This window comes from Paenibacillus sp. FSL H3-0333, assembly GCF_038002805.1.
Classification (GTDB): domain Bacteria; phylum Bacillota; class Bacilli; order Paenibacillales; family Paenibacillaceae; genus Paenibacillus_AQ; species Paenibacillus_AQ silagei.
This window is the reverse complement of record NZ_JBBODG010000001.1, coordinates 2928379-2949197: the sequence shown is the minus strand read 5'-3', so window position 1 is coordinate 2949197 and position 20819 is coordinate 2928379. Positions and strand designations below refer to the sequence as shown.

At 55.7% G+C, this 20819-nt stretch carries 14 protein-coding genes; 4 read left to right on the top strand and 10 right to left on the bottom strand.

Going from position 1 to position 20819, the window contains the following annotated elements; all coding sequences use genetic code 11:
- The first annotated feature begins 167 nt into the window (after positions 1-167).
- Positions 168-2105, top strand: coding sequence for an NAD(+) synthase (locus MHH78_RS12785; protein WP_076079972.1), 1938 nt, complete (start codon positions 168-170; stop codon positions 2103-2105).
- Positions 2106-2195: 90 nt separating this feature from the next.
- On the opposite strand, the gene MHH78_RS12780 is transcribed toward MHH78_RS12785, so the two are convergent.
- The 3 genes from MHH78_RS12780 to MHH78_RS12770 all read right to left on the bottom strand — a co-directional run bounded on the left by MHH78_RS12780 (position 2196) and on the right by MHH78_RS12770 (position 4315).
- Positions 2196-2624: a GreA/GreB family elongation factor gene (locus MHH78_RS12780; protein WP_036731739.1), complete on the bottom strand. Its 429-nt coding sequence runs from the start codon at positions 2622-2624 to the stop codon at positions 2196-2198.
- Positions 2625-2797: 173 nt separating this feature from the next.
- On the bottom strand, positions 2798-3730 hold the full coding sequence (locus tag MHH78_RS12775; protein WP_051478586.1) for a class I SAM-dependent methyltransferase: 933 nt from the start codon (positions 3728-3730) through the stop codon (positions 2798-2800).
- Between the two features lie 183 nt (positions 3731-3913).
- Positions 3914-4315 (bottom strand): Rrf2 family transcriptional regulator, encoded by a 402-nt coding sequence (locus MHH78_RS12770; RefSeq protein WP_036731737.1) that lies wholly within the window; start codon positions 4313-4315, stop codon positions 3914-3916.
- A 212-nt stretch (positions 4316-4527) separates the two neighbouring features.
- Between MHH78_RS12770 and MHH78_RS12765 the strand changes: the two genes are divergently transcribed.
- Entirely contained in the window at positions 4528-5064 is a 537-nt protein-coding gene (locus MHH78_RS12765) for a hypothetical protein (protein ID WP_341167624.1), read from the top strand.
- A 77-nt stretch (positions 5065-5141) separates the two neighbouring features.
- On the opposite strand, the gene MHH78_RS12760 is transcribed toward MHH78_RS12765, so the two are convergent.
- Positions 5142-7814, bottom strand: a complete 2673-nt coding sequence (locus MHH78_RS12760) for a glycoside hydrolase family 78 protein (protein ID WP_341167623.1) — start codon at positions 7812-7814, stop codon at positions 5142-5144.
- A gap of 157 nt (positions 7815-7971) precedes the next feature.
- On the opposite strand from MHH78_RS12760, the gene MHH78_RS12755 reads away from it, so the two are divergent.
- A complete protein-coding gene (locus MHH78_RS12755) occupies positions 7972-8880 on the top strand; it encodes a helix-turn-helix transcriptional regulator (RefSeq protein ID WP_341167622.1) in 909 nt (302 codons plus the stop codon).
- A gap of 82 nt (positions 8881-8962) precedes the next feature.
- Positions 8963-10708: an ABC-F family ATP-binding cassette domain-containing protein gene (locus MHH78_RS12750; RefSeq protein WP_341167621.1), complete on the top strand. Its 1746-nt coding sequence runs from the start codon at positions 8963-8965 to the stop codon at positions 10706-10708.
- A gap of 131 nt (positions 10709-10839) precedes the next feature.
- On the opposite strand, the gene MHH78_RS12745 is transcribed toward MHH78_RS12750, so the two are convergent.
- The 6 genes from MHH78_RS12745 to MHH78_RS12720 all read right to left on the bottom strand — a co-directional run bounded on the left by MHH78_RS12745 (position 10840) and on the right by MHH78_RS12720 (position 20782).
- A complete protein-coding gene (locus tag MHH78_RS12745; protein WP_341170325.1) occupies positions 10840-14124 on the bottom strand; it encodes an alpha-mannosidase in 3285 nt (1094 codons plus the stop codon).
- 252 nt (positions 14125-14376) lie between these two features.
- A complete protein-coding gene (locus tag MHH78_RS12740) occupies positions 14377-15417 on the bottom strand; it encodes a LacI family DNA-binding transcriptional regulator (protein ID WP_341167620.1) in 1041 nt (346 codons plus the stop codon).
- Between the two features lie 517 nt (positions 15418-15934).
- Positions 15935-17656 carry a glycoside hydrolase family 5 protein gene (locus tag MHH78_RS12735; RefSeq protein WP_341167619.1) on the bottom strand — a complete coding sequence of 574 codons (1722 nt, stop codon included), beginning with the start codon at positions 17654-17656 and terminating at the stop codon, positions 15935-15937.
- Between the two features lie 16 nt (positions 17657-17672).
- A complete protein-coding gene (locus tag MHH78_RS12730; protein ID WP_341167618.1) occupies positions 17673-18545 on the bottom strand; it encodes a carbohydrate ABC transporter permease in 873 nt (290 codons plus the stop codon).
- Positions 18542-19429, bottom strand: a complete 888-nt coding sequence (locus MHH78_RS12725) for a carbohydrate ABC transporter permease (protein WP_341167617.1) — start codon at positions 19427-19429, stop codon at positions 18542-18544. Before MHH78_RS12725 ends, MHH78_RS12730 begins: the two co-directional genes overlap by 4 nt.
- A 33-nt stretch (positions 19430-19462) precedes the next feature.
- The gene (locus MHH78_RS12720; protein ID WP_341167616.1) at positions 19463-20782 is read right to left on the bottom strand and encodes an extracellular solute-binding protein; all 1320 of its coding nucleotides are present in this window, start codon (positions 20780-20782) and stop codon (positions 19463-19465) included.
- Positions 20783-20819: the final 37 nt, after the last annotated feature.

Below are 20819 nucleotides of genomic sequence, written 5' to 3'. Positions count from 1 at the left end.
TCGCTCATTCATCATAGCTGGCTGTTTCATCCCTGTTTAGTTTATACCCGCGAGAAGACAAATGGAAGCGCTTGTGATAATCCCTGCTTGTTACCAATGCCATTTCATGGGTACAATTATTAGATAGTCTACTTCTATAATGGACAGGTAAAGGACAGGTGAAATGAATGCAGAATTACGGATTCGCAAGAGTCGCCGCCGCTTCCCCGGAGCTCCGGGTGGCCGACTGCGTATTCAATGCAGACCAGATAATTGAAGCCATCAATACAGCCAGCACCCAGGAGGTGGAGTACCTGGTACTCCCGGAGCTGTGCATCACCGGCTACAGCTGTGCGGACCTGTTCCTCCAGCCCCGGCTGCTGGAATCCGCGATGCAGGCGCTGCTGCGGATTACAGCCGCAACGGCAGAGCACCGGATGATTGTCATTGCCGGTCTGCCGGTCTCCATCAAGAGCAGGCTGTTTAACTGTGCCGCTGTCCTCCAGCAGGGCCGGATTCTCGGGATTGTGGTCAAGACCTGCATTCCCGGCTACAGCGAATTCTATGAGCCGCGCTGGTTCGCCGGAGCCGAGGAGCTGGAGGTGACCGAGCTGCGGATCGGCGGATCGGCGGTGCCGGTGGGCAATGATCTGATTTTTGCCTGTGAGAGTGACGGGAACCTGTCGTTCGGTGTGGAGATCTGCGAGGATCTCTGGGTGCCGGTGCCGCCAAGCAGCCTGCTGGCCCAGGCCGGGGCCACGCTGCTGTTCAACCCGTCGGCCAGCAACGAGCTGGTCGGCAAGGCTGATTACCGCCGCCAGCTGGTCGGCAGTCAGTCTGCCTCCTGTGTGGCCGGTTATGTCTATGCCAGCTGTAATACCGGCGAGTCGACAACAGACGTTGTCTTCGGCGGACATTCGCTGATCGCGGAGAACGGCCAGCTGCTGGCCGAATCGGAACGCTTCACCCACGAGAGCCGGATGATTACCGCCGACATTGACCTGCCGCGGCTGCAGTATTCCCGCACCGTGATGGGAACGTTCCGGGCCGGCAAGGGCGGACGCAATTACCGCGAGATTCTCTACGCTGCGCCGCTCAGCAGCAGCACCCGGCGGGAGCTGAAACGAAGCGTAGGCGTCAACCCGTTCGTGCCGGGCAATCCGCTCCAGCGGGACGAACGCTGCCAGGAGATTCTCTCGATCCAGACCTCCGGTCTGATGAAGCGCATCCGCCACATCGGCACCAAGCAGGCTGTGATCGGCATCTCCGGCGGCCTCGACTCTACGCTTGCGCTGCTGGTTGCCGTGCGGGCTATGGAGCTGCTCGGGCGTCCGGCCAGTGATGTGCTGGCGGTCACAATGCCGGGCTTCGGCACGACCAGCCGCACGTACGACAACGCGGTAGGCTTGATCAAGGCACTCGGCGCCTCGATGAAGGTCGTTGACATCAAGGCGGCCTGCCTCCAGCATTTCGCGGACATCGGCCACGACCCCGAGGTGCATGACCTGACATACGAGAACGTACAAGCCCGCGAGCGTACCCAGATTCTGATGGACCTCGCCAACAAGAACGGCGGGATTGTCATCGGCACGGGCGACCTGTCCGAGCTGGCGCTGGGCTGGTGTACCTATAACGGCGACCATATGTCGATGTACAGCGTGAATTCGGGCATTCCGAAGACGCTGATCCAGTATGTTGTCGCCTGGTATGCGGACCACGAAGCACACGAGACGGTGAGCAAGTATCTCTACAGCATTATCGAGACCGGAATCAGCCCGGAGCTGCTGCCGCCTTCGGCAACCGGAGAGATTGTCCAGCTGACCGAGAATATTCTGGGCCCTTACATTGTGCATGACTTCTTCCTGTATTACATGCTGCGTACAGGCGCTTCTCCCGGCAAAATGCTCTATCTCGCCCAGCACGCCTTCGGCGAAGCCTATCCTAAGGAGCAGCTAACCGCCTGGCTGAAGGTGTTCGTCACCCGCTTCTTCACCCAGCAGTTCAAGCGCTCCTGCCTGCCGGACGGACCGAAGGTCGGTACGGTCAGCCTCTCGCCGCGCGGCGACTGGCGCATGCCAAGCGATGCTTCCGCCGCGCTCTGGCTGCAGGAAATCGAAGAACTATAGCTCCTGGCCGCAGCAGCATGGTCTAAGGCAAAGAGGCGTCCCCCATCATCGCAGGATGATCAGGGACGCCTCTTTTGTCAGCAATCTGCTTCACTCGTACCGATTATCAAGAATCAAGACTTCATCGCTGCCGAACGGAGTCTGAATCGTTACCGTCTCTCCCGGGCATGCCAGAATCAGCCCTCTGCCCATGGGCGACCAGAGTGAGATGCAGAATTCATCCAGCTCGGCTTCACCGGGGATGACAATCCGGTACGGCTCATCAAGCGTCTCCTGGCCGATCCGCAGCGACACCCGGGACCCGACCAGCACCATAGAACGCTCTAGCGCATCGTTGTCACCGGACAGAATCCGCTCCACCGTCTCCTGATAACGCTTGATCATCGCCTGTACCTCTGCCCGCTCAGCCGGGGACTCCCATGTTCCCCTGTCCAGAATGGAGAATTTATGCTCATCGAGATAGACCAGCTGCTGCACCAGCTCCTCGCGTAAGGAAACTGTTCTGAGACTATGGCTCATAGTAGATTTCACCTACCTTCTTCATCAGGTCATGCTCGAAAATACGCTTGTTCCTGCTCATAGCCCTCAGTCCTCCCATATAAGAAAATAGATCCCGCGCAGGGACCTATTCTCTATGATAGCATCTTTCCCGGGAAAGACAATCTCATGTGCAGGGGATGGCGTGCTCCGGTTCAACGCTTCACAGAATCGGCAGATTTCCCGGACGTTCCGGCAACGGCCCGGCTGTACATATTCAGGTCCTGCAGCTTGATCAGCACCTTGCCGAACCGTCCGCCTTGGCGGACAACGACTTGCTGCTGCGGGTATGCCGTGTGCAGATAATCCGTAACTGCCTTGCGGGTAGCCTCTCCCCCGTCCAGATGATGCAGCGGCAGCATCTCCATCACCTCTGCGGCTGCTGCCTCCAGTGATAGCTCCTTGCTTTTCGCTTCGCGGGTAATGATCGTCTCATAGGAATAGCCCTTCAAATATAATAATTGAGTCAGATAAGCCATATCCGAGGACTCTGCATGAACCTCCCGGCCCGTCAGCAGCGGCAATACTTCATTCATCAGGCTATGCTCCTGCACACCTGCCGAGGTGCTGATATAACAGTATTTCCGGGCACAACTGATCACCTTCTCCGTGCTCTCCCAGTCGAAGACCGCAGGACACATGGACACGAAGACCAGATCGAAGGCATTCAGCCAGCCCCGCGCGGCAATGTCGATATTCTCGAATGCTTCATGCACCAGCTCCACCTGTCCCGTAGCCGCTCCGGCCGTGTTCTTCAGGAACAGCTCCGCCAAGGGAACATTAGGCTCTACTGCTGTAACCTTGGCCCCCCGCTCGATAAAAGGAACCGTGAACCCGCCCGAAGCCGCCCCCACATCGAGAACAGTCAACCCGTTAAAATCCACACCCTGGCCTTCCATCCAGCCGATAATCCGCTCACTCCGGTCCCGCCCGGCACTGCTGAATACCTCTTCATTGAACACCTGCGCTTTATGATCGAAGCTCGTGTGCGGGTTCATGCCCATCGCCTTGAACTTGTTGGCCATTGCCTTGGGATCTTCCTTCCAGGCCTTCTCCCATACGCTTGCATCGAATAATCCGTTATTCATTACTAATTCATCCTCTCCTGAGTGTCTTGATTGTCTTAACTGCAATACAATTACACAGACTTAAAAGATTTTGAATATCTATAATACCCGCTAAGTTGCAACGGCTATACCGCCCCTGAAGGGACGGTATCCGTTGCAGCGGGAAATAGCAGCACACAGTTTGACGCAGCAAGATGCCATAGCTTAATGCATGGACAGCATTTTCCCGGCAAGCTCGGACATCATTTTGTTACGCAAATAGTCTTCCATCTGCCCTTCGGCCTTGACCATCTCCTGCTGAATCAGACACTCGCTGGGATGGTCCAGGGCGCAGTCAAACAGCGACGCTGTGCCTTCAATGGCATGGATGATATCCAGGAACGAGATTTCGTTCCCCTTGCGCCGCAGACGATACCCGCCATTCGCACCGGATGCAGACTCGATAAGCCCAGCCTTGACCAGCTTGGTCAGAATCTTGGATAAATACGTTGGCGATACATTCTGCCGCTCGGCAAGCTGCTGCACGCCCATCGGCTTATCGGGAGTGTGCGCCACCAGGAACAGCATCGTGTGCAGGGCGTAGTTCGTTGCTTTGGAGTACTTCATGTCTTATTCCACCTTACCTATGGACTATGTCCGCAATTACAGACTTCATTTGTCTATGATAACCCTTATGTGGAGGGAATGCAAGGGGCGGGGGGAAGGATAACAAGTGAACACAGCAATGTTGTCTTTAGGCAGCCCGCTTACGTCCGCCTCGGCACATTGTATTCGGTTTTTCGCCTACATTTGGCCCGCACAGTATCATCCAGCGCAATGTGATCGGTTTTTCGATTGCATTTGGCCCGCAAAGCATCATCCGGCGCAATGTAGTCGGTTTTTCGATTACATTTGGTCCGCACAGTATCATCCAGCGCAATGTGATCGGTTTTTCGATTACATTTGGCCCGCACAGTACCATCCAGCGCAATGTGATCGGTTTTTCGATTACATCTGGCCCGCACAGCATCATCTGGCGCAATGTGATCGGTTTTTCGATTACATTTGGTCCGCACAGCATCATCTGGCGCAATGTATTCGGTTTTTCGCCTACATTTGGTCCGCACAGTATCTTCCGGCGCAATGTAGTCGGTTTTTCGATTACATTTGGCCCGAACAGCACCATCCGGCGCAATGTAGTCGGTTTTTCGATTACATTCGGTCCGCACAGTATCATCTGGCGCAATGTGATCGGTTTTTCGATTACATTTGGTCCGCACAGTATCATCCGGCGCAATGTAGTCGGTTTTTCGATTACATTTGGCCCACACGCAACTCGCACCGGCACAATGTGTTCACACTTTCCAGTACAATAAAAAAACAGAGCCCCATACTCCGAAGGCTCTGCATCCTATCATTGTTAGTATGGCTGAAATAGCCCGTCTACACGCACTTACTTCCGCAAAGGGTACTGGAATCTGTATTCCCCGGAGCCAAGTGTAACCTTCACCACCTGTGCCAGCTGCTCAGCGGAATGAATGCCTGGGACCTGCTGAAGCGGCTGCCCAGCCGCCATTCCTGTCTCCGACACTTCGGCCAGCAAGGCATCCGGCAACAGCACCGTAGCTGAGGTATTCGGCGGAATCACGGCGATCAGCTCGATTGTCCCGGAATCTATCGTCCATTCGGAGCGGATCGTCCCGTACATGGATTCCAGACTGGCAGCAGCCGAGGTCAGTCCGCCTCCCGGATACGGCTGGATCAGGAACTGCTTATAGCCCGGCCCCTCCTCTGTCTGCTCGATCCCGGCCACATAGCGGTACAGGAAATCCCCTACCGCCCCATAAGCATAGTGGTTGAAGGAATTCATCGACGCACTCCAGAAGCTTCCGTCCTCCTTCATTCCGTCCCAGTGCTCCCAGATCGTAGTTGCGCCGCGGGTAATCGGATACAGCCAGGATGGATAGTCCGTCTGGAGCAGCAGCTTGTAGGCAGCCTCGTAATGTCCCGCATCCGCCAGCACCAGACTCAGATAAGGCGTGCCGACGAAGCCGGTCGTAAGGTGATACCCGCTCGCTTCCAGCAGTTGTATAAGTCTCGCTACCGTACGGTCCTTCGTACTCCCCTCCACTAGTCCGAACATTAATGCCAGCACACAGGCTGTTTGGGTAGCTGGCCCTTCCTCCCCCGCTGGCAGGATATACGCTTGGTTGAACGCATCTTTGACCCGGCTATGAAGCTGCGAGTATTCCTGCGCATCTTCTATCCTGCCCAGCACCTTCGCCGTCTTCTCCATCAGCTGGACCGAATAGGCATAGAAGGCCGTTGCGATATAATTCCGGTCCGTTGCACCCACATGACTGTCGGCCTTGGCATCCAGACCCAGCCAATCTCCGAAGTGGTCGCCGGTATTCCACAGGAACTCATCCGTACCCTGGCGGCGGATATACTCCACCCAGCCCTTCATGCTGCTGTACTGCTGCTCCAGAATCCGCTTATCCCCGTAACACTGGTAGACCGTCCACGGACAGATGACCGCCGCATCGCCCCAGGCTGCAGAGGAATGCGCCTCCTCCCCAAGCACATGCGGAATCACGTAGGGAACGCCGCCATCCTCCCGCTGATCCGCAGCCAGATCCCCCAGCCATTTGCTGAAAAAAGGTGCCACATTCATCAGATACGCCGCCGTGCGGATGAACATCTGTGCGTCGCCGGTCCACCCCAGCCGTTCATCCCGCTGCGGGCAGTCGGTCGGCACATCGACGAAATTGCCCTTTTGCCCCCAGAGGATGTTGTGCTGGAGCTGATTCAGCAGTGCATCGGAGCAAGTGAAGGTGCCGGTCGGCTCCATATCGGAATGCAGCACCACGCCTGTGAAGTCCTGCAGATCCAGCGGGTCCGGGAAGCCGATCAGCTGGACATACCGGAAGCCCTGGAAGGTAAAACGCGGCTGGAAGCTCTCCCGGCCCCCGCCTCCGGCGATATAAGTAACGGTCTGCCTGGCTGTCCGCAGGTTCTCGGTATATACATTTCCCTGCTGATCCAGCACCTCGAAATGGCGCAGCTGATATTCCTGACCCGCCGCGCCATCTACGGTGAACCGCAGCCAGCCGACCATATTCTGGCCCATATCGAGCACCGTCTCCCCCGCCGGAGTGCGGATGAGAGCAACAGGTGCCAATTCCTGGACCGCCCGGACGGGATCATTCTCCTGTGCAAGCAGAATATTCTTGGCATACGGAAGAATCTCGGCCGGTGTCCACAGTGTGTCGTCATACCCCGGCGCGCTGAAGCCGTGCTGCGCCATGCGGGCGTCATAGGTCTCCCCGTGATACAGCTCCGACATCAGCAGCGGGCCGGGCAACACCTTCCACTGCGGACCGCTCCCTATGATCTGCTCCGTGCCGTCCTCATAGGTGAGATGAAGCTGCAACAGCAGCGCTGTGCGGCTGCCATAGATATGCTTCCTGTGCTCCCAGCCGAGATTCCCTTTGTACCAGCCGTTTCCGAGCCAAGCTCCGGCCACATTGTCCCCAACCACCAGTTGTTCCGTTACATCATACGTCTGATATTGCAGGCGGTGGCTGTAACTGGTCCACCCGGGATTGAGATAAGTATCTCCGACCCGCACGCCGTTCAGCTCCAGCTCGTACAGCCCGAGACTGGTCACATAGATCCGGGCCCGGGCGAGCGGCCGGTCCACCTGGAAGCAGCCGCGCAGCAGCGGACTTTGCTCCGCATCTTCCGCAAGGCAGGCCAAGGGAGCCGTAATCCATTCTGTGGTCCACTCCTCCGGCGAGAGCAGCCCCATCTCCCACCAGGCCGCCTGTGACCACTCCGTAGGGCGGTTGTGCTGATCCCATATTTTCACCCGGTAATAATAAATCTGCCTGGACTGCAGCTCCAGCCCCTTCAGCTCGATATGGAGAGATTCACCAGACTCCACTCTGCCCGAGTCCCACCATACGCTCCCGAAATCCGCCGCACCTGCCACCTGTAGTTGATACGCCTGCTGCCTCACACCGCGCTCATCCGCATGCAGCTGCCAGCTGATTCTCGGGTTACGGATATCCAGTCCCAGCGGATTCTCCTGGTACTCCACTCGCGGTTTTTGGATAGCTATCATTGAATACACCTCACCTTTTATAGGATTAATCCTGTATACCTGTATATATGATGCGCTTTCTATTACAATTATAGGATTCCGCATGGTTTGCATGACCTGCAATATGGACATTTCACCGGGGTAAAAAGGACTTTATACCATCTGGAGGAGGGAACTGATGGATTCGGCCAACCATACGCTAAAAGGGGAGTATTTCTTCCGGGGCAATCTCCAGTTATATGTGAACCGCGCTACCGAGACCTATGATCTTCCGCTTCACTCCCATGACTTCATGGAGCTGACCTTCGTGGCCGAGGGCAAAGGCTTTCATTATATCGGCCAGAAGGCTCACCCGACCGGCAAGGGCCAGCTGCACTTCATTCCTGTCGGCGTGTCCCATGTCTTCCGTCCGTCTTCACCCAGCTCTCTGCGCGAGCCGCTCGTCGTGTACAATTGTTTGTTTAAGCCGGAGCTGCTGGACCGTCTTGCCTGCGTGATTCAAGACCCGCCGATTGCCTCCTACCTGGAGCAGATCAGAGAACAACGGCTGCCTTCCTTCTCCCTGACGGATCTGAATGGTTCCATAGAGAACCTGTTTCTGGCGCTTCACCGTGAGCTTCACCTGCCGCAGAGCGGCTCGGACAGCTATTTGCTGACCCTGTTCATTCAGCTTCTGATCAGTATCTACAGGCTGGAGCATGATGAGATTCAGTTTCCGCTGGGCAAGCAGACGCAATTTTTGCAGATTCTGAATTATGTCCACCTGAACTATGTGCAGGAGATTACCCTGACGCATCTCTCACGCAGCTTCGACTGGAGTGAACGGCATCTTCAGCGGCTGTTCAAGGCGCATACCGGGCAGACCTTCTACCGGTACCTGCAGAACGTCCGGATTCAGAAAAGCTGTCTGCTGCTGGTCCAGCAGCCCAATTCGCCCGTTCACCTCATTGCAGAGCAGGTAGGCTACCGCGATCCGTCAACGTTCAATCTGGTGTTCAAGCGGATTATCGGTACCACACCGGGGATCTACCGGCAAACACCGGGAAGGAAACAGATGGAAGCGGTGAACCCGGAGGAACAACTTTAACGCGGAATCATTGATGTTATTAGGAAATAGTGTTAGGCTATCAACGGTAAACTCCATTCCAGCTACACAGAAAGGTAGTCCTATGATTAAAGTTCAACACCTGTCCTTCTCCTTCCCGCAAAAAGAGCTCTACACTGACATTTCGTTTACGCTCGAAGAGGCGCAGCATTGCGCTTTTATCGGAACCAGCGGCAGCGGAAAAAGCACCCTGATCGATATCCTCATCGACCGGAACAGATATTTGTTCGACGGTACAATAGAGATGGAGCCTGATTGCAGCATCGGGTATGTGAGCCAGTTCGCCAAGCCTGACCAGTCTCTAGACACCACCGTGTTTGAATATATAGCCGGACCTTTCATTAAGCTACAGGAGGAAATACAGCTCATCTGCACTGAGATGGAGACCTCGGCGGATATTGAGCCGCTGCTGGAGAAGTATCAACTGGCTCTGGACGCTTTTGAGGCTTTGGGCGGAGATGATTACGAGAGTCTTATTCATAAAAAGCTGAATCTGGCAGACCTCATGAAGCGCAGGGATCTCAAGGTATCCGAGCTGAGCGGCGGGGAATTCAAGCTTGTTCAGGTAATGAAGGAAATGCTGAACCGCCCCGACTTCCTGATTATGGATGAGCCGGATGTCTTCCTGGACTTCGAGAACCTGAATGCGCTCCGGCAGCTGATTAACTCTCATAAGGGAATTCTGCTGGTGGTTACGCACAACCGTTATTTGCTTAACCATTGTTTTAACAAAATCATTCACCTTGAGAATAAGGAGCTCCAAGAGTTTGACGGCCGCTACCTGGAATACAACCTCTCCCTCCTTCAGACCAAAATAGAGCTGCAGGAGCTGGCCCTCGCTGAACAGGAAGAGATTGAGCGCAACGATGTGATTATCGACAACCTCCGGGCGATCGCCACGTATAATTCAGAAGCCTCCAGAGGGAGGGCGCTGAAAGCGAGAGTGAAGTTCCAGGAAAGACTGGAGGCCCGCAGAATCAAAGCGCCGTTCGTGGACATTAAGCAGCCGCAGATTCATTTGGGGATGGTGCATGAGCCGCAGGACACTGACACTCCTGTAGTGACAGTCCAGGATTACCGGGCGGCCTTCGATGAGCTGCTGCTGGACAAGGTTAGCTTCGAGCTGAATGCTGGTGATAAAGTCGCCCTGATCGGTCCGAACGGTACCGGCAAAACAACCCTGCTGCGCGATATTGCGCGGGGCCAACACGACTCTATAACCCTCAGCCCGGAGGCTGCGGTAGCTTATCTGTCCCAGCTTCAAGGCGAAGTGCTGAACGATTCCAACACCCTGCTGGAAGAATTCATCGAGGCCGGGATGGCTACGTATGATGAGATCCGCTCCCATCTGGCAGGCTACGGCTTTGAAGGCGAGATCGTGAACCAGAGAATAGCAGCCCTGTCCGGCGGCGAAAAGAATTTGTTACAGCTGGCCAAGGTGTCTGCCCTGAAGGCCAACGTCCTGCTGCTAGACGAGCCGACTAGCCATCTGGACACCTACACGCAAATCGCTCTGGACCAAGCCATCCAGGAGTACAAGGGCGCGATTCTCATGATCTCCCATGACTTCTATTCCGTAGTCAACGGGATGGACTATGTGCTGATCATTGACGATAAGACGGTCCGCAAGATGACGATCAAGAAATTCAAGAAGATGATTTATGCCCGGCATTTCGATAAAGATTATCTGGAGCTGGAGCAGAAGAAGAAAGCAGCCGAAACCCGGGTAGAACTGGCGCTGAAGGATAATAATTTTGAGCTTGCCAAAAGTCTGGTTGCTGAGCTTGAAGAGCTGATTAAACAGATGTAAGCGGACAAGAACAGTTATATGTTCAAAAAAGGCCGCCAATTTCGGCAGGGTGTAGTGAAAACTCCCCTGCCGAAATGGCGGCCTTTTAAATGTATATTAACCTGCTTGGACGGGCAGCCCCGGCTTAAGTATTAGGCAAAAGCCACATGAACCGTATGGATTTCATAGGGCTTGAAATCAAGCCGTATCGCGGGTCCGTCCACTGTCTCAGTCTCCAGCGGCCGCTCCATCAGATCGCGCAGCTGCCAGGAGGAGACGGCATAATCGCTGCTGACATCCGCTGTGCAGCGCGTTCCGGTGAACTCATGCAGCCGGACGATACAGCCGCTGCCGTCTTCGGCCAGCTTCACGGCATCGATGGCAATGTTCGGGGCATCGCAGGTAATCAAGGATTTACCGCTTCCGGCGGTGTAGGCTCCTTCCACGGCCAGGAGCGGCTGGTTCAGCGCCCATGCTTCCTGTACCGTGCCCGCAGTCACCCAGTCCCCCTCATGCGGCAGCAGGGCATACGTGAAGTTATGCTCTCCCTGGTCCGCCAGCCGGTCTGGGCTGGTTGCCGATTTGATCAGCGACAGCCGCATCGTATGATCCTTGATGTCATAGCCATATTTGCAATCGTTCAGCAGACTGACCCCGTAGCCCCGCTCCGACAGATCCGCCCACTGATGGCCCACGCTCTCGAACCGCGCGTAATCCCAGCTTGTATTCCAGTGAGTCGGCCGTTTCACATTACCGAATTGGATATCGTATGTGGCTTCCGTAGCCCGCACGGCCACAGAGAAGGCCGCTTTGAGTAGCTGGTGCTGCTCATGCCAGTCTACGTAAGTCTCAAAATCAATGCGCGCACTTCCGGCATACACCTTGACCTTCTGGATGATGGTGGAATCCATATAACTCCAGACGAATTCCAGCACAGCCTGGAGCGGGCCGCATTCGGTCAGCTTGACGGAGCGCAGATCGCTGATGGTCCGCATCTTCTCCTGGTAGTACAGATCAATATCCCAGGCATCGAACATCTTTGGCTTATCCTCGAAGACCTGAAGCACATTGCCGCATTCGCCCGGTGCCAGTACCTCGCGTTCTGCGCTGCGGTCGAAGATCCGGCTAAGCTGTCCTGATGCATTCCACTCCAGAATATAATAAGGAGTGGTTAGTGTGGAATCCTGCCAGTGGAAAGGAAGGGTAGGTTCCGGCTGAGCGGCTTCGGAACCGCCAGGCTCAGCGGCCACAATCACTGCGCTCCCCATTGCCGGGACCGCCGACGTCTCCACCAGCCACTGCCCGCCTGAGCGCTGTGCAGTCAGCCGGTTACCCTCAGCGTCCGTCCAGACAGCATTCTCTGCATCGTGAGGCACGGCTGCCAGCCGGGGAGCAGTGAAGAAGGCGCTGTTAAACAGCGTATATTCTGTCTGCTCCGGGGTTTCCGCCGGAGTGAGGTCAGCTTGCGCCGCAAGCGAACCCTCGGCAGACGCCGGAGAGAGAACGGCAGATGCTGCAGGCGAACCCTCAGCAGACGCCGTAGGAAGACCAACATGCGCTGCAGGCGAACCCGCAGACGTCAGGCCGACAAGCCCTGCTGCCGCAGCCTCCCGCGCTGCCAGGCCAAGCTGCTCTGCTTCGGCATATTCCACCCGGGAATCCTGGTACACCTCATGAATGGAGGAGCCGGGAATAATATCGTGGAACTGGTTGCGCAGAATGATCTGCCAGCCTTCCAGGAGCGCGTCCGCAGGATACTGGCCGAATCCGCCGCTCTCCGCCGCCCAGAGCATCTGCAGCCATTCCGCTTCGCGGTATAGCAGCTCCAGCTTGCGGTTCATTTTTTTATTATAGGCCTGGCTGGTATAAGTTCCCCGGTGGTACTCCAGATATAGCTCCCCGTCCCAGGTATGCACATACTCCTCCGTAGCATCGATCGTCTCATGGAGACGCTCGAAGTATTCCGCTGCCCGGCCCGTCTTCACCTGTGGAAGACCCGGCATCGTATCCAGCCGCCGCCGCATCTCCAGCATCTCGCGGTTCACACCGCCGCCCCCGTCCCCGTAACCATAGGACAACAGCAGCTCACGGTTCAGGTTCTTGTCCCGGTACTGTTCCCAGATGCCCTGCACAGAGAAAGGCTCGATCAGGCCGTTATAGGTGTAATACCAGGCCCCCGAATCCGGTCCCTCCGGTGTGGTGATGAAGTGGGTCAGCACCTCGCTGCCGTCAATCCCTCTCCATTGGAACGTATCATGCGGCATCCGGTTGTACTGGCTCCAGCTGATCTTGGTGGTCATGAAGGTATCAATGCCTGACTTGCGCAGAATCTGCGGCAGCGCCCAGCTATAGCCGAACACATCAGGCAGCCATAGGTATTTGCAGTCCACCCCGAACTCCTCGCGGAAAAACTTTGTCCCGTACAGAATCTGCCGCACCAGCGACTCACCGCTCGTCAGATTGCAGTCCGCTTCCAGCCACATCGCCCCTCCGGCTTCCCAGCGTCCCTCTTCCACACGCTCCTTAATCTCCTGATAGATCTCCGGGTAATCCTGCTTGATATAAGCATAGAGCTGAGGTTGAGTCTGCAGAAAAATATACTCCGGGAACTCCTTCATCAGCCGCAGTACGGTGGAGAAGGAGCGGGCTGCTTTCTCGCGGGTGTGGGTCAGGCGCCATAACCAGGCCACATCGATGTGTGTATGGCCTATGGCAGTTACCGTCACCGGATGCTCCCGTTCCAGGTGGGAAAGGTCTTCAAGCAGGCTTGACTCTGCCTCCTGGACTGAAGCATAGAACTCCGCACTGCCGGGTCTGGACCAGTCCAGCCTGTTGAAGGCCTTATTCAAGGCCGCTAAGAGCTCATGCTTCTCGATCTGGCTGTCCGGAAGCTGCTTGATGGTTCCAAGCGCAGCCCGGCCGGTATAATAGAGATTGTCGGCAGCCTCATCCAGATAGGCCAGCTCTGCCCGCTTGATCTTGTGCTCCTGCGGAATCAGCTGACCGTCTCCGTTCAGGCCCGACCATAAGCGAAAGGTGAAATCCAGCTCCCGGCCGGCCGCGTCGTCTTCCAGGAACACTTCCTGATGGTTAGAGTCCACGCCCTGATAAGGCTTCCCGTCCAGGTACAGCAGCGACTCGAACCCGCTGTTATTGCCCCCGCCGGTCCGGCCGAAGTCGAACAGCCCGACAACACGTTTACCCTGCCACTCGGCTGGAACGGTTACCTTGCGGTGCAGCCACAGATAAGCATCATAGCCGGTCCAATGCTCCCCGGTTCGCAGCTTCCTGTCACCATCAAGTACAGGCGGATAGGCACCATTAGCCCCCTCCAGATCCTCAGTAACCTGCCACTCCTCAAGCGTAATCCCCTCACGGTACCTGTAACTCTCCAGCTCTCTCAACCGCGCGCCAAGCTTCTCTTCTGTCCAGAACATCTTCATTTCCGTTCTCCTCCCTTATATAACACGTGTTATTAAACAAACATTATGGCGGCCGGCCACCAATTGACGGTGCCGCTCCCCGGCCTGCACCTGGTGAGTTCAGGTGCACTTTTGCTCCTCATTTCCTCCTGCGGTCTGTATCTGGCGGATTGAGAGGGATTTATCCCTCTGATCCCTCAGCTCCAAAGAACCCAATCCTAGTTTTCATACATCATTTCAGCAGAGAAAGAACATCAAAACAAGCACTTACGCGCTTTCTCCCGCACGCAATATCGCAGGCAGCCAAATCTTGTCCGCCTGTTCCTTCTCCATGACCCCGTTCATCTGCTTCAGAAGGCAGCGGACTGCCTCCTCGCCCATGCTGACGTAGGGGATTTCCACGCAGCTTAGGGATGGCAGGCTAAGCCGGTGGCCCTGAATCGTATTGTCTGCCGCCATGATCCGTACATCTTCGCCGATGCGCAGGCCAAGCTTGTGCGCTGCCCGGTACAGATCGGGTATGGCGCTCGACCAGTTGACCAGCAGCGGCGCATAGGGCCGGCCGTTATCCGCCGCCAGCTGCTGCAGGCACCCGGCCCAGTCTCCCTGCTGCTCATCCAGTTGAATTATCACGGGCTGCAGTCCATGTGCCTTGCACCAGCCGGTATAGGCATCGCGGCGGTTCCGCTCCGCCCAGTTATCCGCGCTATCCCCATGGTATATCTCAGCGTAGGCCGGACCAGGCTGCTGCGCTGAACCTTCCCGCAGCAAATAGTTCAGCGCGGTCTCCACGCTGCCTGAATAATCGGCTAATACCGAATATACACCCGGCACCTCTGCGTACCCTTCCACTGAAACATACGGAATCCCGGCAGCTTCGATCTTGGCTGCCCATTCCAGATCACCATAACTCGTGTGATCAAGCGTCACAATCCCGTCAATCTTCCGCTGATGATAGAGCTCCAGCAGCTCGGCCCGACCATTGGCGTTTCCCTTATGACGCGGAGAGCAGAGCAATATATGATACCCGCTGAGCTCACACTCCCGCTGCATGCCCTCCAGCAGCCGGGTAAACAACGGATGGCGCGTATCTCCAAAGGCGGCAAGCGTCATGCTCTTTCCTGTCTTCATACTGCGTGCACCGGCGTCCACATGGTAATTCAGCTCGCGGATGGCTTCTAGTACGGCTTCGCGCGTCTCCGCGCCAACCCCGATGCCGGGAGTATCATTCAGTACGGCAGACACTACACTGCGGGACACGCCAGCCCGCTTGGCTACGTCAAAGCTGGTTACTCTTTTTTTGCCCATATCAGCACCTCACCGAGAGTATAACACGTGTTATTAAAAGATGTATAGCGTTTTCTCAAATCCTTGTGCCAGTCAAATTAGTCCTCTGAATTCCAGTCTCCTGAATTTTAATATCCGGCTTCTTCCCTTGCTGCCCTGCTCCATACGTCAAACGCAGTTCGCACTACGCTATTCATCAATCCACATCCTGTTTGCGTTATCGTGGAGACTTACATGAAGCACTGTAGACGTAAATGTTGAACATTTTGTATTATGGGCAGAATTTCATATTAATCATCTTCAACATAGATGAATATCTACTACAGGAAACAGGCCCGTAAACTGCAAAAACGCAATCTACGGACCCGGTAACTATTACAATCATTGATGCTAGTAGAGCATCAGTCTTTAAATTGTGGATGGGCAAGATGAGGCCTGAAGGATTAAAAGAGTGAAGTCATCGGTGCTATATTAGCTTCTTCATTAGTCCGGTCCGGAAAGCTTGACCACTGCTCCAACACTCTGCTGCATATTCGCACTACCGCAAATCCAGCCACTCGATAGTCGCAGAGCCAGCCGCAGTGCTGACAGTCAGCTCATGGCTTCCTGCCTCCAGCCGTCCGCCGCTTATGATCCGCCTCGTCTGCCAATCCTGCCCGCAGCCGTTCACCCGGCCGATCTCCTGACCGTCCAGCTTCACCAGCAGCTCATTCTCCGGCCCGCCCATCAGCACCCGCAACTCCAGAGCCAGCGAGTCCTGCGAGCCCCGCGACTCTCGCCAGTCCTTCGATCCCTCCGGCTCCAGTGACTCCCGCCAATCCTGCGGACTCAGCCGCTCCGAATCCCGAACAGTGAAGGTATACGCCACCCAGTCCCCCTCCGCCAGCTCCACGCACAGCCTCTCCTCAGGCTGCCAGGATTCGCCGCGTCCATGCTGGAAATTGGGGGCCGTACGATTTCCCTCCACAAAGCGGAAATCCATGCCGTCCCCTTCACGGTAGCTGATACCTGCCGCCGCCTGCCTGCCGGGAGCGCGCCCGAAGCTGACACCGCTCCCCTTGTAACCATAAAAAATAGCGGGAATCCGCACCGGCAGCCGCCGGAACAGCGAGCGGACCACATCAGCATGGTATATGCAGTGCTCCAGGCTCAGATTGAGCAAATATTCGTCCAGTATCGCTTGAGCCTCCACGCGCTCCGGCTTCGCGCCTCCCTCCAGATAGCTGACCAGCTTGTGCCAGCCTTGCGGAAGGACGATGGAGCAGGGGGAATTATCCGTGTCGAGTTTTTTCCAGGTCCAGAAGTTCCAGGAGATCCCGTGATCCTCAAACAGGCGGAAAGCGCCAGCGTACCAGTCCTTGTTGTTCTCTCCGCCCTCCCCCATGAACAGCGGAACATTCAGCTGCTCTCTGGCGTCCAGATACTTCTGAATGCTCTCGGTATCAGGGTTGTTCCAGTACTTATGAAACTGCAGCATCAGATTCTGGTCCGGCAGTTCATTGCCCGGCTTCTCTTCGAAGATCGACCAGTCCGTCGCCCAGTGCACACCTTCGAGAATAATCATATGCCGGGCATCCACTTCCCTGATGGCTGCAATAATCTCGCGGTACAGCGGCATCACCTGATCGTTATGCTCAGCGAACCACTCCGGCAGCGGCTCGTTCAGCAGGTCGTAGCCTGCGACGATCCATTCGTCCTTGTACCGCTCCGCAAGCATCCGCCAGATGGCGACGGTCAGCTGCTTGTTGCGCTCATCCGTGAACAGCTCCGGCAGATCCTGTGCAGAGTCGTCAATATTCGTTCCCGTCTGGCCGCCGGGTGCTCCGTGCAGATCCAGAATCGCATAGATTCTATAATCCCTGCACCAGCCGATAACCCGATCCAGCCGCTGGAGATGCTCCTCGTGCCAGCAGGCCCCGTCCCCTTCTCCCCCCAGGATATACCGCGCATTGATCGGAATCCGCACGGAGTTGAAGCCTTCTTCCGCAATCCGCGCGATATCCGCTTCGGCCACGTAACGGTCATAGTAGGTCTCCCAGAATACCTCCGCGTCCTCCGGACCGATCAGCTCGGTAATCATCGCCTCGATCCGGCGCGGACGGTCTCCCCGCTCCGGGAAACGCCACATGTAGCCTTCCGGAAGCAGCCAGCTGCCAAGCCCTACACCGCGCAGCAGCAGCTCGCGTCCTTCCCCGTTTCGGATTCGGTGTCCGTCTGCGTACAGGAACCCGCTTACTTCATGGTCTTCCCGGTGAATCATCTGTATTTCCTCCTCTTTACCCTTTGACAGCGCCATCAGCGATGCCATTCAGAATATATTTTTGCAGCAGCAGATACAGCACAACAACGGGCAGCATGGTCAGCACAAGCGAAGACAGAATCGCAGCCCAGTCATTATTGCCGTACTGCCCGAACAGCATATTGGTGGACAGCAGCAGTGTATATTGATCGGCATCCGTGAGCATCAAGAGCGGCAGCAGGAAGTCATTCCACATCCACAGGAGGTTGAGAATCGCCACAGTTGTCGTAATCGGCAGCAGAAGCGGAAAAATAATCGTAGTGAACAGCCTAAGCTCCCCGCACCCGTCGATCACCGCCGCTTCATCCAGATCCCGGGGGATCGATTTGACGAACCCGTGGTACAGGAAGATGGCCATCGACACTCCAAGCCCGATGTAGATCAGGCCGAGACCGACCGTTGAGCCCTGAACTGCCAGCTTCATGGAGATCCGGTTCAGCGAGATCATGATGGAATGAAACGGAATCAGCATCGACAGGACGAACAGATTGAACAGGAACGTGCTCAGTCTGCCGGGTGTTCTGGACAGCTTGTAGCCAGCCATGGACGAGAAGAGAATGATGCCGGTGAGGCCGGTAACCGCGACCACCACGGTGTTGCTGAGACTGCGCAGGAAATTGGTTTTCTCAAAAGCATCGCTATAATTGCCGAATTCCAGCTGCCCTGGAATGGCGAGAATATTGTTCATCATATCCCCTTCCGTCTTCAGAGAGTTCAGTACGCCCATATAGATCGGAAAGAGCGTAATTACTGCCCCGGCCAGCAGGACCAGAATAATGATTACCGAAGAGATTCTGCGCCGTGCCGCCGTACCCGGCTTGAGTGTGGAATTCACCCGGACCGTGCTCATGCCTCCACCTCTCTTCGTTTCATAAGGCTCAGCTGGATCAGCGTGATTACCAGAACTACCAGGAACAGGATCATTGCCTTGGCACTGGCGTAGCCGTAGCGGCTGCTCATCTTGAACGCTTCTTCAAAAATATTCAGGGCAATGACCTGCGTCGCCCGCCCCGGTCCGCCCCCCGTGAGCACGAACACGGCATCAAATGCCTTGAAGGAGCTATTCAGCGTCACGAATATTCCAATCGTTACCGCAGGATAGACCATGGGCAGCGTAATGCTGCGGAAGGTCTGCCAGCTGTTCGCACCGTCGATTGCTGCCGCCTCCTTAAGCGCGTCCGGCACCCCTTGCAGCGCTGCAATATAGATCACCATCAGATAGCCAACGCCGCCCCACAGGGAGACAATGACAATCGCCAGAAAAGAATATTTCGGATCGCCGATCCACGACTGGTCCAGAAAGGCGAGTCCTGCATGCTCAGCGATATAAGGCAAAGCTTTGGTGAAGATGAACAGCCACATGAAGCCGCCGATAATCATACTGATCATGTTGGGCATGAAGAAGATCGTCCGGAACCAGGCCTTGCTCCGGCTGCGTGATTCGATCAGGACCGCCAGCAGGACCGCCAGCACATTCTGCATTACAACCATTACCACTACAAATTTCAGGGTAAACCAGACTGAATCAATGAAAAAGGCATCATCCGTCAGCGCTTCGATATAATTGGAGAATCCCACCAGATGGTAGGCGGGATTCAGTCCGTTCCAGTCCGTGAAGCTGTACCATGCCCCGCCGAAGGCGGGAGCGAGCATGAATACGGCGTAGAACAGCAGCGCGGGAAACACGAAGGCCAGCAGGATGAAGGAACGTCTTCTTGCACGGCTTCCACTCATCTCAATCACTCCTATGCTGTTTCTGGGAATCCCTTAATTGCCTACTTTTACCGCATTAGCCCAGGTCTTGTCGAGTGTCTTGATGAATTCTTCCTGAGTTACCCCCTGGGTGTAATAGCTCTGTAGCAGCTTGGCTGTCTCATCGGTAACACCATTCGGGAGCGACAGATCCAGATAAGCCTTGCCTTCAGAGACATAGGAGCTGGCTTCGGTTACCCACGGGTAGGTATTGTAGGTATGCTGCTTCGCTACCGGATTAAATTTCAGTTCCTCGAACAGCGCCGAAGAATCCTTGTCATCAAGCACATAATTTAACAGATCCAGCGCCACTTCCTTATTCTTGCTGTTAGGGGATACGGCCAGTGAGGTGGAGGTCGCCAGATTAATCTGTGTAGCCGCCGGATCGTTGCTTACAGGAAGCGGAGCTACCCCGAATTCCATGTCAGGATTAGCCTTGAGGATGGATTCCGCCTGCCAGGGTCCCTGCACCCACATCGCTGCTTTGCCGTTTGCAAAATCTGTAGAGCCGGCCGCACTGCCCACCTCGAACGGTTTATCCGTGCCGTTAGCCATAATCAGATCAATTATGTTGAAGACATCCTTCACATCCGCGTAAGAGGCTTCGCCTTTGTTCATTTTGTCCACCCAGTCCGGATGCTCGGAGGAGACGATGCCGCCAAGAGACAGCGCCATCATCAGCTGCGGAATCCACGATTCCTGGAAGCTCAGCTCGAACGGCTTAATCCCGGCTGCATTCAGCTTGTCTATCGCCGCCTTCATCTCATCCAGCGTCTGCGGCGGCTGAATGCCGAGCTCGCTGAAGATCTGCTTATTGTACAGATAGCCCCAGGACAGGCTCTCCAGCGGCAGAGCTACGACTTTATCATCATAAGTAACGGTATCCCGGACACTGTCATACAGCTTCGGTACGAAAGCCTGATCTGACAGATCGCTCAGATAGCCGGCCTTGTAATACCGGGGCACATCCGCGATCGCATGGAGGGTGAATACATCCGGTGCATCATTCGAAGCCATGCGGGTCTCCAGAATCTGCTTGGCCTGATCCGGGTTCGGCATCTCCAGCTTCACGGTGACATCAATATTTTTCTCCGCCAGCTCCTTGGCCTTGAATTGCTCGAAGTACTTATCGAACTGATCCTTAAAGCGCGGGAAGCTCATAAATACCTTCAGCTCGACTTGCCGGGCCGGGCCTTCTGTCGCCGCAGCCGCACTCCCCGCCGGCGTGGAATCCGGGCTGTCACTTGCCGTATTTCCATTCGCACCGGAGCTGCACCCCGATACAATTCCCAGAACAAGCATCAGTGTCATTGCCGTATTAAGCGCTTTCTTCATCTCTGTTACCCCCTTCTGTTATCTTTGCCTCTTTAGT